The organism is Brevibacillus ginsengisoli (assembly GCF_050113715.1).
GTDB classification, from domain to species: domain Bacteria; phylum Bacillota; class Bacilli; order Brevibacillales; family Brevibacillaceae; genus Brevibacillus_H; species Brevibacillus_H ginsengisoli.
The window spans coordinates 14,912-30,026 of record NZ_JBNJQR010000005.1 but is presented as its reverse complement, the minus strand read 5'-3'; the positions used below and the strand labels follow the sequence as shown (position 1 = coordinate 30,026).

Sequence of the window (15,115 nt, the reverse complement as noted above, 5' to 3'; positions counted from 1 at the left end):
CCCAAATGGTACATAAGCAAACAGGATCGTAATAACTGATTTGCGCCGAACTTCCAATCCTTATTCGGTCTTCGTTAGCAACGCTCGTGCCGCTCCCTCGTCCGTGATAAGGACATTTTGGCAATTTTGTTTTGCGAAGGAAAGAATGGCTTGCGCTTTGCTGCTTCCACCTGCGATAGAGATGACGACCTCGGCTTGTTTGACTTCTTCCAGATGCAGACCAATCGTTGGCATTCGCTTAACGATCTCGCCTTGGGAATCAAAGTAATAGCCAAAGGCTTCTGAAACCGCACCCGCTTCTTGAAGTTCTGCCAGTTCTTTGTCATCATACAGGCGCCGTTTGGCCATAGTAAAAGCATCACCGATTCCGTGAAGCACTACCCTTGCAGATTTTACAAGCGACAGCACTTCCGCAATCTGAGGTTCAGTCACGAGTGATTGAAACGCGTCAGCGCTTAAACGGTCAGGAACATGCAGCAGTCGATAGGTACCGCCTGTTTTGGATGCCATCATGGAGACAAGGGTGTTCGCTTGGAACTCAACTCGTTCTCCCAGACCGCCTCGCGCAGGCACGAATTGTGCGCTCCGAAAAACAGGGGATGGCATGAGATGAGAAGCAACACTTGCGATGGTCGAACCACCGGTAACGGCGATTACATCTCCTTCTTGTACAGTTTGCTTCAACACCCTGGCTCCGATTTGACCAAGCTCTTGCTTCACCCACTCCGAGGCATCGGCGTTGCCGGGTACAATGAAAACCTGCTCGATTCCCAATCGTTGCTGGAGCATCTGCGCCAATTCTGTAAGGCCGAATAATTCATCAACCATTTCTTGCATTCGTTCGAGGATGCGCATTCCCTCAGACGTACAACTCATCCCGATGGACGATACATCCAGCAGACCCATTTCTTTTAGCAGATCCACTTCAGCTCGCAAAATTCGCTCGGTCGTCATCATCATCTGGGCTAAGGCCCTCCGTCCGATAGGTTGAAGATGGTAGATCGATTGAAGCAAAGTATATCGTTTACGCAGAGTTTCCAGTAAATCAGGTACTAGCTTTTGTTGAATTTCAATTAATTGACGCATAACTCACCTCCTTGAATAGGAGTGGGACTGCTTAAGTCCCTGTTGTGCATTTTTTGTCCCGCATCTTGCAAAAAAAAGCAATCGCCTTACACCTGTATAGTACCGCATCCCGGGTTACATGACAAGCTGGAGTTTTGCTTTTTATGTGAACAAATTCGAACGCTTATTTAGTTCTTCCCTAAATTCATTTTCTGATACAACGGAAGAAATTGACGGGAACACCTCATCACCGTCAATCTCCACCACCGGTATGGTTAACATATACTTCATATGAAGCTCGTCGTCCTCCGTAATATCTACTGAGGTCATGATCAGCGGAATCTTTTTGGCTACTCGCTGAATCATTTTCTCGACGTCCTCACATAAATGACAGCCTGGGCGTCCATATACTTTTATTTGAAATGGGAGCCTATTCATCCACATCCATCCTGTCTCTTTCTCTTCTTGCACGAACGCTGTCTAGAAGCGTTTGCGTTTGGCCGAGGAAGCAATCAACATTTCTTCTCGATACTTGGCGACTGTCCGCCTAGAAATCTCGATTCCTTCTTGAGAAAGCAGCTCCGAAAGCTTCTGATCCGACAATGGCTGCTTGCGGTCTTCCGTGTCGATCAATGATTTAATCCGCTTCTTGACGCTTTCTGAGGATGCCGAATCCCCCGACGCTGTAGTGAGCGCTGAGGTAAAGAAGTACTTTAATTCAAACACTCCACGGGGAGTCTGGACGTATTTATTACTAGTGGCGCGACTCACTGTAGATTCGTGCAAACTAACACGTTCCGCAATATCCTTCTGGGTCATCGGCTTTAAATAATGAATGCCTTTATCAAAGAAGTCCCGTTGCGTCTCCAGAATCGCCTGCGTAACCTTCATTAATGTCATTCGTCTCTGCTCTAGGCTTTTGGCCAACCAGAGGGCTGAATTTAGTTTGTCTTGGATGAACTCTTTCGCATCTTCTCGAGTCTTGCCCTCTTTTAACATTCGCTCATAAAATCGACTGATGGATAAGCGTGGAGCCGACGCATCGTTGACTAATACGACGTATTCACTACCAACTTTTTCTACGGTTACATCAGGGATGATAAACCGAGTATCTCCTGATCCGAAGGCTGCTCCCGGTCGGGGATTCAACGAGCGGACAATATCCGCAATTTCTTGAACCTCTTGGACGCTGATCTGCAATTTATCCGCGATACGGGTAAACCGATTATTCGCCAGGTCTTGTAAATGCTCACGAACTACTCGCACAGAATGCTCATCATGAAAGCCTTCATAGTCCATCTGCAGCAAGAGACATTCTTCCAGGCTGCGTGCTCCAACCCCAACCGGATCAAATCGTTGGATAATGGCAAGTACCTGTTCCAATTCTTCTATTGGAGCGTTCAATCGCTCACTCGCTTCTTCCAGCGTAATCTCCAGGTACCCCTTCTCATCCAGATTGCCAATCAGGAATCGCGCCAATTGTCGATAGCTGCTTGATAATCCTTTGAGGTAGCCTAGCTGCGACTCCAAGTGCTCATACAAGGTTTTTCCTGAAGAATGCGCATGGTCAAGCGGATTGTAAGTGCTTTCATTTTTACTTACGCTATAATCACCAGTCGCTCGATTGGAGATCACTTCTTTCCAATCGATCTCTACCGCTTCCTTCTGACGCTTCTCGAGATTTGTCTCATGCGTGGCGCTAATTTCCTGCAGTTCAATTACCGGATTCTCATTGGCTTGCTCTTGCAGGTAATTGAGAAGGTCTGTAGCGGAATATTGCAAGATCGCAATAGCTTGCCTAAGCTCTGGCGTCATCACCAGTTTAAGAGTTTGCTCTTGATACAATCCAAATCCCATATTCATAACTGGCTCCGCCTCCTTATATTGTTGAAACTTACTTCATGTTTAAATTTGTCGGTTCTTTACATACTATTCGATTAATCATGCAATTTTCCTGCCAACCAAAAATTTTAACCTATTTTGGAAAACTCTATTGATTGCCAAGCAATTTTCCAAATAGAAAAGCCCCTCATCAATGTGACGAGGTGGCTCTCGCTAGAATTATTATACTATTTACTTGATTGCAGGAATACCGGAAATATATCCTACAACCCCAGCTTTCGAATCGATCTTGGCGGCTAATTGCGCTTTTAAATCAGCAGGAATTGTCTTCATTTCTTCCAGATCGCCCGGATGCTGCGCATTGCTCATCACGTACATGAAACCATTCATGTTGTCCACTGCCTGCAATCCAGTAGACTCCGCTCCAGCTGGAAGAGACAGAATCCGTGAAAGTTTCTTCGTATCCACATTATAAGCCCACATGAAGTTGTTCACGTGCATGCCGCTGTCCTCACCGATAAAGAGGGTACGCGTCTTTTCCGAGAAGGAGAGGTTGTCTGGGTTGGCGATTTTGTCGACAACCGCTGTATTTCCCACCGCATCTGGAGCGCTCATGTCTTCCCCGACAATCAAACCATTCATAGAGGATGCTACGTAGTCGCTGTCAATCTTTTTGCCCTTCGAATCTTTTTGCTTATTTGTAAGCGAGACTTCAAATGTTACACCAGCGTTGATTTTTGGAAGTTTGATATCATCTGTTGGTGCCTTATCGTCAGCTTGCATAGCTCCGCTCAAATAGGACATGGCGATATACAGCTTCTTATCCTTCGCATTTAAGGTTACACCCTCCATCTTGTTGAATTCGGAGGTGGCGCCCATAATGGCTCCATAACGACGGGATTCCAGGAAGGCCGCAGCTTTTTCCATACCTGGCTTCACCTTGAGCCATTCATCCTTGCCAGATGGATACGTTTTAATTTTGGTGAATCCAGGTGTATCCTTGTCTGCTGTTTCAAACAGATCACTAAATTTCAGCTTATCAGCATATTCTTTCACTTCTGCATCTGTCGCATGTCCAAGCTTGATCCAGTTAAGGTTGGCTGCTCCGCCGTCCTTGTCACTGGTTTGAATCCACTTGGCCGCGTATAAAGTTCCAGCTGAAAGGTCTTTCGCCTTATCCGCAATGTACATAAACATCATGGTGCTGCTGCCGTCATCCCCCATGTAAGTGGTCCGCTCATCCGGCATCACTTTAACAAGCTCACGAGAAATCCGTCCCATGCTGTAGTGCTTGGCCACTTTGGTGGAGCCATCCGGCTTGACTGTCACTTCAGGAAGGAATCCATAATGATAAGGATTTCCTGGCTTATTGGTACCGAAGTAACTTTTGGTGAATGGACCAACGTAGGTTTTCGTTGGGTCCGCTTCATATGCGCGAGCATCTGGCTCATATTCCTCACTGCCTAAGTGAGTATTCCATGGGGATTGAGATCCATTACACGGAATCCATAAGCCATCGACACCCGAGAAATCGATTTTCTTTACTTTCACTGGGGAAAGCTCACCCGTTTTTTTGTTTTGATCCACTGTTGTCAAACTCATGGATGCCGGGACAATTCCGTAGGCACTGCCGCCGGAAGCGTCCTTGGTGATATATTCGTAGTGAGTCACGAGATACAAAGGATTGCCTCCCTTGCCTGTTGCAGGGGCTCCTTTTACTTGTAGTAAGTCATTACTGTCAGGATCGTCTGAGATAAATGGCGTAGTTTTGCCTGGGACGCTGGTGTCCATGATCGGCTTGCCATTAACATCAATCGCTAATCCAGGATTCATTCCGCCAATTTCATCTGTTGATTTGTACAAGGTATTGTAAGAGAGCGGGATTGATTTTTTCATTCCGTTACTGTATGTAACCTCTACCTGAGCCTTTGAATAGGCTTGTGTCCGTTCTTCAACTGTAGACGGTGCTTCCATTCCAATAAACTGAACAGACTTGATTGAACCTCGCGCCGACTCTGGCACTTGTTGTGTTGAATCAGCTTGGACAGTAACAGGAGCCACCACCGGTAATAAAAGAGATAAACTAAGAATAGGACCAACTAGCTTCTTCACGTGAGTTTCCCCCCATTAATCTAGTAAACAACAGAACTATCAAACAATTCAGATTCTACCGTTCAATTGTTAACATTATTTAGGGATATTGTTAAGCCAGTGTTGGTTTATCATGAATCTCTCTTTACAAATACTAGAAGCCTGCCGCAGTTAAACATGCGCAGGCTTTTCCAATCGAGTCACTATCGATGTAATCTTCAATCAACACTCTTCAATTAACCGTGCCAGCAGGACCGTCCGCCGAGAAATTTCCCGTAGGTTGACGTATTCATCTGGAGAATGGGCGTAATCCCCGACAATTCCCAGACCGTCAAGCGTAGGAACACCGCAAGCTGCGGTAAAGTTGCCGTCGCTGACACCACCTGTCCCGGATTCCTCCAAGTGAAGACCCAACTCCTCTTCACCAATCCGTCTAGCTAGAGCAAACAACTCGGCGGTTCCGCTGCTTCGCTCCATCGGTGGACGACGGATGCCTCCCGTCACGGTGAGACGCGTTCCCTTCCTCACCGGCTTCAATTGGAGTATCAGTTCTTCGATACGCTTGGCTTCAGCTGCGGTCATTACACGGACATCCACATCGGCTTCCGCGTAATCAGCGACTACATTGGCGCCAATTCCCCCTTTTATCATCCCTACATTGACAGTAGTACCCGACTCATAATTAGTCAGGCTGTGCAAATATTGAACATGATGGGCCAGCTCTTCAATGGCCGACACCCCGTTTTGATGATCCACTCCGGCATGGGCAGATATTCCCTGAACTTGCACCTTGAACCAGCCGCTTCCCTTTCTCCACGTTTTGAGTGCTCCGTTAGGTGCCATCGGCGGCTCGAGAACAAATGCAACATCTGAAGCACGCGCTTCGCGTTCAATCAACTCCCGCGAGGTGGGACTGCCAATCTCTTCGTCGCTGTTGATGAACAGCACAACCTGTTTATCCGCCGGGAAGCGTCCCAATTCCTGCAGCCCCCGTATGGCAAACATCGCTTGCAACAGCGCTGCTTTCATATCATAACTTCCTGGGCCAAACGCCTTGTCATCCTTTATGGTAAAAGGACGGATATCTGTTTCACCGATCGGCCAGACTGTGTCGTAGTGACCAAGGAGCAGTACCCGTTTCTTCCCATTTCCAACGATACAGCGCAATTGGTCGCCATAAACCGTATTAAAAATGCGTTCTACCTTGCCTCCCATCGTTAAACGCTCGAACTGCCGGGTGTACCAATCAGCCATGACGGCTGCCTGCTCTCTGCTACCGGATGGCGAGTCGATATTGACGCTCTCCTCAAGCAACCGGAGAAACTCTGGCTTCTGCTCTTCAATATAAGATAGTATCGACATGAATCCGTACAACTCCATTAGTGTGATTGTGAGTTAAGCCCAAACATGCGGTCCAGTCCGTACATCTTTTCTAGGAGCAGGATGAACAGAAGGCTCAACAGGATGACGACCGACGAAATGGACGCTACCAAAGGGTCCAAAGTCTCCTGCATATAACTGAAAATCGCCAATGGCAAGGTTGTCGTATCCGGTGCGACTAGGAAAAGAGAAATGGTCACGTTGTCAAACGAAGTCAGAAACGAAAAAATCATTCCCGAGATGATCGCCGGACGCAATAGCGGCAAGGTTACATCCCAGAATACACGCAGCGGACTTGCGCCTAGCATATAGCCTGCTTTCTCCAAGGTAAAGTCAAAACTGGTTAGCCCAGTGAGCACTAGCCTTACAACGTATGGAATGGAGATAAGAACATGGGCAAGCAGAAGGCCCGTAAACGTTCCAGCCAATCCAACGCGAGTGAAAAACAATAGCGCCGCAATCCCGATAATGAGTGAAGGAACCGTAAGAGGAGATAACAAAAGACTGTTGATGAAGCGACTTCCACGAAACTTATATTTCGAAATGGCAAACGCCGCAAGCGTTCCGATCACCGTTGCCAGCACAGCGGAGATGACTGCCAGCTGAAGGCTGAACCAAAAAGACTCCACGAACTCCGGTCGATCGAGAATCATTGAATACCACTGCCAGGAAAAGCCCTCTGGCGGAAACGCAAGATAGCCCGCTTCAGTAAATGAGCTGGGAATAATCACGAGAAACGGTGCGTTTACGAGGAGCAGCACCAGAAAAGTAACGATAGCTGTTCCATTCCATTTTTTCATGATGTAAACACCTCCCGATATCGCTTCGTCTCAACCAGTCTCGTAAACAGCGTTACAAGAAGAATCGTGCTGCCCAGCAAAAGGAACGCCAACGCCGCGCCCAACGGCCAATTAAGTGTAGACATGATTTGTTCATAAGCGATGACCGGCATACTTTTGACAGAGGTTCCCCCCATCAGTGCTGGTGTGACAAAAGCACTCATTGACAGGCTAAATACCAACGTCGTACCAGCGATTACCCCTGGTAGACTGAGTGGCAAAGTTACAGTGCAAAAGGCACGTAGCCTAGAAGCACCCAGAATCGAAGCGGCCTTGCCCAAAGACGGATCAACCGCATACAAGCTGGTGGCAATCGACAGTACCATATAGGCAATAAAGGCATCTGTAAGACCGATTACGACACCAAGCTCGTTGTACAACAGTTTCAATGGCGAGCTGATCACACCCAGCTTCAAAAGCAGCTCGTTAATCCAGCCCTTTTCTCCCAGAATGACCACCCAGCCGAAGTTACGAATCACAACACTAATCAGGTGGGGCGCAAGGATGAGCATTGTGACGATCCCGCGCATACGTCCTGTCACCTGTGCCATGTACATAGCGACCGGATAACCAAGCACCAGTGTGCACAATACCGTCCAAAGGCTAACCTTGATCGTACGCCACAAAATATCCAGATAAAACTTGTCCTGTACAAACAACAGATAGTTTTGCAGGCTGAAATGTTGTTGGTCATTTTGAATGCTAAGCAGGAACATCATAAGCATCGGAATCAAAAACACGCCGATCAGTACTGCCAAACCAGGGGCAAGCAACAAAAGAATAGCGAGACGCTTGTTCATATGCTACCCCCTCTCCAACGGCATGACCAACACGTCCGCAACGTCCCACTCACACACGACATGCTGTCCTGCGGTAAGTCCCGCAAGCTTATCCAGCATCTTTACATGAAGCGGTTGTCCATTGGCAACGTTAACCTCGCATTCCGTAAAAGCACCAAGGAAGGTTGTCATGGACAATGTTCCTGTCGTGATATTGTAATCTGCATTATTACCTGCAAGGGTCTGAAGCTTGATTTTTTCTGGTCGGACAAACACCGTAACCGCCTGATTCGTAGCAAACGATTGTTGCTCCGTTAGAGCACGCATTACAAGCCCGGAATCCGTTTTGATCGTAAGCAGGTTTCCATCCTGTGATACGACGTGTCCGGTCATCCGATTGGTTTTTCCGATGAATGTATGGACAAACTCTGAGGCCGGGCGGTTGTATATATCCAATGGTGAACCAATCTGCTCAACAAACCCGTGATTCAGTACGACAATCCGATCGGATAACGAGAGTGCTTCTTCCTGATCGTGGGTGACGAAGATGGTGGTGACACCGATCTCCTGATGAAGACGCTTTAATTCGTCGCGCAGTTCCTCCCGTAGCTTTGCGTCCAGGTTGCTAAGAGGCTCGTCCAACAGCAGTAAGGAGGGCTCAATCACCAGTGCCCGAGCAATCGCAATCCGTTGACGCTGGCCTCCAGAAAGCTGTTTCGGATAACGGTCTGCCACATGCGGCAATTTTACGAGTTCCAGAACTCGCTTGACCCGCTCATGCATTTCCGTTTTCCCTACCTTGCGCAACTTCAGACCGTAGGCTATATTTTCTGCCACCGTCATGTGAGGAAAGAGTGAATAAGTCTGGAATACCATCCCAAGCTCCCGTTTATAGGGCGGCACGCCGTTCATCCGTTGTCCTTTAATGAAGAGATCCCCTTCATCCGGTTCTAAAAACCCGGCAATCATGTTCAGCGTAGTCGTTTTCCCGCAACCAGAAGGACCCAGAAAGGAGATAAACTCTCCTTGCTCGATTTGCAGGTTGAAATCATTTACGACGATGTTGTTTTGAAATCGCTTCTGGATGTTTACGAGTTCAACATCGATTTTCTTTGTCAACGTTTGCACCTACTTTCCTACGTTTGGAGCGATTTCCTTGTTGTAGCGATCCAGCCATTCAGCCGTTTTGCTGCCTACTACTTCATAATCGAAGATCACGACCTTTTTGCGGTCAAAATCAAGTTTCTTCTTCAGGTCGCTCGGAAGATCAACTTCCTTGGCCGGGTTGTAGAACAACTTGGTCGCATACAAGGTTTGCACTTCATCGCTTAGCAGGAAGTTGATGAATTCCTTGGCTGCGACAGGATGCTTGGCACCTTTCACAAGCGTCGCGACATTCGGTACGAGGTTGCCTCCCTCTTGAGGGAAAACAAACTCCAGTGGCAATCCCGCTTCCTTTTGAGTCAGACTGCGGGCCATTGTCCAGGTGGTATAGGCCGCACTCTTGTTTTGCAGATTTTGCTGAAGCTGTGCCGCACTCTTGGCAAAGGTCGGCATGTAACCGGCAATTGTTTTCATTTTTTCAAAACCAGGGTCAATGTTCTTCTCGGAACCGCTATTGGCATAAGCCAGCATGATCAATGTGGAACGCCCAAAGTTGCTTGCCACGTCAGTCATCGTAATGTTTCCTTTTACTTCTGGCTTCGCAAGATCATTCCATGAAGTCGGCACTGGCAAATTCTTCTCCTTCACCAGTTCGGTATTGTAGGAAATCCCCATCGGCGTAAAGTTTACCGCTACCCCGCTGTTATCCTTAACCGCCAGTTCTTTCAACACACTACTCATATTCGCTACATCTTTCTCGGTGAGCGGCTCCCAAAGACCTTCCACGCGGCCCTTTTCTTGCTCGCCCCCCTCTATAACCGTCAAGTCGATTTGCGGCGCAGCTTTCTGCGCTTTTACCTTCGCCACAATTTCGGTAGATACACCGGATACATAACTCAACTTTACATTGGGATACTTCTCATTAAATTTTTTGAAAATCTGATCCTTCATTAATTTTTCAACTGTCGCCCCGTTACCGGCGATCACAAGTGAATCCTCCAACTGCGATTGACTTCCTGCGGCAGTTTCTGCTGACTTACCAGCCGGTTGTGATGCAGGTGAGTTACCGCATCCTGCAAGCAACATCCCTGCAAGCGAAAGAACAGACAATACTGATAGCGCTTTCTTTTTCATCGTAAATAGATCCCCCAATCTAATTGTTGTTCACGAATAGAGAACGTAGTTTCTAATAAGAGAACGATAGGCATATCCTACCATGTTATGACAGAAAATTCAACTAAGTCAAAATTATTTTCTGATAAACTGGATCAACCCATTACCGATTTCTACTTTTGTGGTAGACTAATGATTATTTTCCCTGAATTCATTTTATCTAAAGGGGTTTCAGCAAATGGACAATGTTCTTTCATCCGTCCGCAACAGCGCCAGACTGTTAAAGGTGTTCCTCGACGACTCGCGAAAGGAACTGGGCGTTACGGAATTAAGCAAAAAACTCCAACTTTCCAAAGGGGCAGTACATAAGATACTAACCACCTTGGAACAAGAGGGCTTCATCCGGAAAAACGAGCACACCAAGCAATACACACTTGGCTACACCCTCTTGGAGCTGGGAAACAAAGTGATCCAGAATCACGATATCGTCGAATTTGGCCAAACATACATGTCAGATTTGGCCGCGCGTACCAGCGAGCTTGTTGCCCTTTGCATTTTGGACAAGAAAGATGCGATTTACGTCGCCAAAATCGAGTCACAACATCCCATCCGGTTTAACGTAGAAATCTTCCGTAGGTTTCCGCCTTACGCGACCTCTGCTTCGCGGGTGATACTAGCCCATCAGACGGAGAACTATCAAGACGAGGTAATGAGAGGCACACTTAAAACCTATACACCTTATTCCTACACCGCACCCGAGGAGGTAAAGTCCCACCTCGCCCAGATCCGCCGTCAGGGTTATGAAATCAGTGCGAACCGTCGCAATGTCGGTGTCACTGGAATTGCCGCTCCAATCTTTGATGCCAGCGGGCAGGTCGTCGCCTCGATCAGTGTAATCGGCCCCTCCGATCGAATCCAGCCGCAACAAGAGACTATCCTCCAACAGATCTTAGCTACCGTGCAAAACATGTCCGCGGATTTAGGCTATCGACCTTAGCAGGTGTTGTTTACATTCAGATAACTCAAAAACGCCTGCGGGTCATTCGTTGCAGGCTCTTTCTCTTACCTACTTCTGTGTAGGTAGTTTATTATGTTTGAATTACCATTTTACTTTTTAAGCAAATTGATTTATAATAAATTTTGCTGTCTATGATCATGCGCCCGTAGCTCAGTGGATAGAGCAGCGGTCTCCGGAACCGCGTGCGGAGGTTCGATTCCTCTCGGGCGTACCATTTACACATCGAATAGAACCTAATTTTGTCGTTATACCTCCGTTGAATGAAACGGAGGTTTTTTATTTGCCTTTTCTCGGTAATTATTTAGACCTACGAGCGATTTAATTGCAACCGTATGTTAGTAAATTCCACCTATTACCTGCGCTCGATAGCGAATAAAAGGGAGTTTTGTCATAATATAAGATGGAATTTATTGAATATGATAGAATTGGAGTCGTTACGAGATGAAATGGGAGTTGAAATCTTTTATCGGGGGAATTATCGTCGGGTCGGTTCTTTTCTCAGGATTTGCTTACGCAACATCAAGCACCCCGAATGTCGAGGTTACGAAGCCTTACACGTATTATTTTGACGCTGTTCCGAAATCCCCGAATACGGACAAGCAAGCGATTCTTTATAAGAACTCGGTCTATGTTCCGATCCGGTTCGTGGCGGAAAATTTGGGCAAATCCGTGCTGTATGACTCCAAAACCGCGTCCATCTACATCGGAAAAATACCGACTGTGAAGATGTATTCCAAGTTGGAGGCTGTTGATCTGGTTAAAAAGAAATATTTGAATAAGATTTCGGCCGATTACAAAATCGAATTCGACCACGAGGATGAAAAAGGCAATTATGTGATTCATATTTACAAAGAGGTCGTCAACAATTTCCAAACCGGAGACAGTTACACCAGCACGTACGGCTACTATATTGTCAATCCAAGTTCGGGTGCAGTTACAACATTATTTTAAGCCCTATATGCACAATTGCCTTCGAAGTAAAATAAACCATATAGAAAGCGATTTAAAAAAGGACACAGTACAAACACTTTCTTTCTCGCTAAAATAATGATACAGTACAAGTGTTAAGAGAGTTGACGAAACACAAATAAAGGAACGTTTGAAAGGAGTCATATGGATGACAAACAAACCAACTCCCCTTCCTATTTTTTGTGAAGAGTGCAAAGCCAAAGAAATTGAACCTTGCCCACACTGTGGACGATAATAAAAGCTGAAAGAGAAGGCGTAATGCCTTCTCTTTTTTTATTTTTCCACAGTTTATCCTCAGAAGTTGTGGAATCTGTGTATAAGTTTGTGGATAATTAAATCAATGATTGAGGCGTTTTTATTTTTTTTCGCTATTTTCCACCAACTCCATCCAGCGAACACATGTTTTTGTTAACAACTTGTTGATAATTCTGTGGATAACTCTCCCCTTTTTCACCAATTTGTCTGAAATTAACTGTAAGGGGTTTCCGTATTCAGTAAATGAAGGGAGGTATAACGATGGATGAATCACAAAGGGATGAATTGTTCCGTTTAAACCATACCGCATCCCAATACATACAGCAGTTTCTCCATGGTGATTCCACAGCTTTTCAACAGCTTGTTCAGATGTTTGGGAAGCGGGTTCTGCGAATCATTCAAAAAATGATCTATTCCTATCATGACGTCCAAGACTTAAATAACGAAGTCTGGTTAAAAGTTGCTCAAAATCTCCACAAATATGATCAAACCTACCCGTTTCATTCATGGTTATACCGTCTTGTTTCCAATACATGTATCGACTTTTTACGAAAAAAGAGGGAGATCACGATGGAAGATGATCAACTTCACCATCAAATCAATAAAGCAGTTCTTAATAATAACCCCGAGGAAGAATTCATCCAAAAAGAATTTGTTTCTCAGCTTCACGAGCTTCTCCATCATTTAGATGAGACGGATCGGTTGATTGTTACACTTCGCTTCACGGATCAATTAAGCTACGATGAGATCGGCGAATTGGTTGGGATGAGTAAAAACACAGTCGGAACGCGTTTGTTTCGTGCCCGCAAGCAATTGAAGCAGCTGTTTGAACACCAAGTACAAAGGAGGGTAATCGATGCTGCATATTGATGAGTTGACAATGATGATGTATATCGATCACGAATTGAGTTCTGAAGAGAATTTGAAGGTGGCCAGTCATCTCGTCGATTGCCCGGGTTGTCAGTTATTACTCGCTCACTGGCAAGCTGAACAATCGTTTTTTCAGCATTCGTTTGCCACACAATTTCATGTACAGGAGATTGAATTATCCGCATCCACGTTGCATCAAATCAATGAAATTGCCCAGTTGCACAAGCAGAGCAACAGACGATTTACTTATCGGTTCACCCTCTTATTCAGTTTTGTTACGGGTGCGTTGGTCTATTTGGCCTTCTTTTTCCAAGGCTGGATGTTCCGTTGGATCGAGTCGATTTGGGATATGTGGCAGCACTCGGTTATCTGGGTCTCTACCTTTTGGATCAAGGAAAAGGCTGGTTCCCTTCTGGACTTACCGGATATCTATACGGTATCCACATTATTTATCTTCCTGTTAAGCTGCCTGCTTTTCCTGAATATATACAAGGACCCCTATCAACACTGGAACGAATCTAAAGGAGTGTTGAAAAAATGAAACGCTGGGGGATCCTTCTAATCACTGTACTTTGTTTGTTCGGGTTCACTGGCTCTGCTGTCTATGCGTTCGGCTCAGTGGATCAAGGATCATTCGTCCTCTCTTCTGACGCGACTTATCCTGGCGACTTATTTGTAAACGCGCAAAAGGCTGTAATAGATGGTAAAGTGGATGGAGATTTGTATGTCTTCGCAGAGAGCGTCCAAATCAATGGTGAGGTCAAAGGGGATGTGATCGCTTTTGCGGCGAACACCCTCGTTCACGGTAAAATCGACGGGAATTTACGAGCGATTACCCAACATGCGATTATTGACGGTACGATTACTCGCAACATCTCTTCTTTTAACCAAAATCTTTTGGTCTCCCCTGGGGCACATGTATTGGGGAGCGTCATGACCTTTGCCGAATCGTTAGATATCAAAGGAAAGGTCAATCGGGAAGCGAACGGGTTTGTTAACGTCATGCGTGTCGGTGGTGAGCTTGGCCAGGGCACTTCTTTCATGAGGGTTAATAACTTGACGATTGATTCGACCGCCAAAATTAACGGAGATCTGGTTTACTCCGCTCCTGCACGAGCGGTCATTCATCCTGGAGCCGCAGTCAACGGACAAGAACGATTCACACTGGATCAACCCAAAGAGAAAAGTTCCTTTACGTTTTTACCCGTACTATTTCTCTTGATGTCGTTACTCAGCACCATCATGATCTGGCTGCTCCTCCGTTTCCTGTTTCCCAAAGCCCTTCATCAGATCCATCGGCAGTTTGACGGAGAATGGACGCCTTTGTTTGGTTTAGGCGCATTGTTTATCTTTGGAGTTCCCATCATTTCGATTATTTTACTGTTAAGCATCATCGGGATTCCGATCTCGTTGACCCTTTTCTTTTCACTTTTTATACTGTTTTACGTGTCCAAGATTTTTATTGGAACATGGCTGGGTTCACGAATAGCCAAACGTTTTCAGTGGCCACTTCACCCGTTAATGGCCGAGTTTCTTGGCGTTCTGGTTGTATATGGAGTCCTGCAAATTCCTTTTCTGGGGTGGCTCTTGAATTTGATCATCACCATGTTGTTTCTGGGAGCCTCTGCAACTGCTATCCGTCATTCTAATAACTGCTGAATCAAGTAAAGGATTTCTACGTCGAAACTCTGTTGGCAGGGTTTAGTTGCCCACATTTGGGATACATTAGATAAAGAATGGTTCTGAAACGTTTGACCTTTGTTGACCTTTTATTGTAGAATGATCTTGAA

General features: G+C 46.0%; 14 protein-coding genes and 1 tRNA gene. 6 read left to right on the top strand and 9 right to left on the bottom strand.

Annotation, left to right across the window (positions count from 1 at the left end):
* Nucleotides 1-60 precede the first annotated feature (60 nt).
* The 9 genes from ACQCN2_RS11625 to ACQCN2_RS11585 form a co-directional block, all read right to left on the bottom strand.
* Nucleotides 61-1,086 carry a sugar-binding transcriptional regulator gene (locus ACQCN2_RS11625; RefSeq protein ID WP_426929083.1) on the bottom strand — a complete coding sequence of 342 codons (1,026 nt, stop codon included), beginning with the start codon at nt 1,084-1,086 and terminating at the stop codon, nt 61-63.
* A 141-nt stretch (nt 1,087-1,227) separates the two neighbouring features.
* A complete protein-coding gene (locus ACQCN2_RS11620; protein WP_426929082.1) occupies nt 1,228-1,503 on the bottom strand; it encodes a glutaredoxin family protein in 276 nt (91 codons plus the stop codon).
* A gap of 42 nt (nt 1,504-1,545) precedes the next feature.
* The gene (gene rpoN / locus ACQCN2_RS11615) at nt 1,546-2,928 is read right to left on the bottom strand and encodes an RNA polymerase factor sigma-54 (RefSeq protein ID WP_426929081.1); all 1,383 of its coding nucleotides are present in this window, start codon (nt 2,926-2,928) and stop codon (nt 1,546-1,548) included.
* Nucleotides 2,929-3,138: 210 nt separating this feature from the next.
* Entirely contained in the window at nt 3,139-5,019 is a 1,881-nt protein-coding gene (locus tag ACQCN2_RS11610) for a PhoX family protein (protein ID WP_426929080.1), read from the bottom strand.
* A gap of 201 nt (nt 5,020-5,220) precedes the next feature.
* Nucleotides 5,221-6,360: a M20 family metallopeptidase gene (locus tag ACQCN2_RS11605; protein WP_426929079.1), complete on the bottom strand. Its 1,140-nt coding sequence runs from the start codon at nt 6,358-6,360 to the stop codon at nt 5,221-5,223.
* Between the two features lie 17 nt (nt 6,361-6,377).
* Nucleotides 6,378-7,178 (bottom strand): ABC transporter permease, encoded by an 801-nt coding sequence (locus tag ACQCN2_RS11600; protein ID WP_426929078.1) that lies wholly within the window; start codon nt 7,176-7,178, stop codon nt 6,378-6,380.
* Nucleotides 7,175-8,017, bottom strand: coding sequence for an ABC transporter permease (locus tag ACQCN2_RS11595; protein WP_426929077.1), 843 nt, complete (start codon nt 8,015-8,017; stop codon nt 7,175-7,177). Before ACQCN2_RS11595 ends, ACQCN2_RS11600 begins: the two co-directional genes overlap by 4 nt.
* 3 nt (nt 8,018-8,020) lie before the next feature.
* Nucleotides 8,021-9,115: an ABC transporter ATP-binding protein gene (locus ACQCN2_RS11590; protein ID WP_426929076.1), complete on the bottom strand. Its 1,095-nt coding sequence runs from the start codon at nt 9,113-9,115 to the stop codon at nt 8,021-8,023.
* Between the two features lie 9 nt (nt 9,116-9,124).
* Nucleotides 9,125-10,234 carry an ABC transporter substrate-binding protein gene (locus tag ACQCN2_RS11585; RefSeq protein WP_426929075.1) on the bottom strand — a complete coding sequence of 370 codons (1,110 nt, stop codon included), beginning with the start codon at nt 10,232-10,234 and terminating at the stop codon, nt 9,125-9,127.
* Between the two features lie 217 nt (nt 10,235-10,451).
* Here ACQCN2_RS11585 and ACQCN2_RS11580 point away from each other — a divergent pair, with 217 nt between their 5' ends.
* From ACQCN2_RS11580 to ACQCN2_RS11555, 6 genes are all read left to right on the top strand, one after another.
* Complete coding sequence (locus tag ACQCN2_RS11580) at nt 10,452-11,210, top strand: IclR family transcriptional regulator (protein ID WP_426929074.1); 759 nt, start codon at nt 10,452-10,454, stop codon at nt 11,208-11,210.
* 160 nt (nt 11,211-11,370) lie between these two features.
* Nucleotides 11,371-11,445: transfer RNA gene (locus ACQCN2_RS11575), tRNA-Arg, on the top strand.
* Between the two features lie 227 nt (nt 11,446-11,672).
* Entirely contained in the window at nt 11,673-12,182 is a 510-nt protein-coding gene (locus ACQCN2_RS11570) for a stalk domain-containing protein (RefSeq protein ID WP_426929073.1), read from the top strand.
* A 534-nt stretch (nt 12,183-12,716) separates the two neighbouring features.
* A complete protein-coding gene (locus ACQCN2_RS11565) occupies nt 12,717-13,325 on the top strand; it encodes an RNA polymerase sigma factor (protein WP_426929072.1) in 609 nt (202 codons plus the stop codon).
* Complete coding sequence (locus tag ACQCN2_RS11560; protein WP_426929071.1) at nt 13,312-13,866, top strand: anti-sigma factor family protein; 555 nt, start codon at nt 13,312-13,314, stop codon at nt 13,864-13,866. Before ACQCN2_RS11565 ends, ACQCN2_RS11560 begins: the two co-directional genes overlap by 14 nt.
* On the top strand, nt 13,863-14,984 hold the full coding sequence (locus tag ACQCN2_RS11555; protein ID WP_426929070.1) for a DUF8173 domain-containing protein: 1,122 nt from the start codon (nt 13,863-13,865) through the stop codon (nt 14,982-14,984). The genes ACQCN2_RS11560 and ACQCN2_RS11555 overlap by 4 nt, the downstream gene beginning before the upstream one ends.
* The last annotated feature ends 131 nt before the right edge of the window (nt 14,985-15,115 follow it).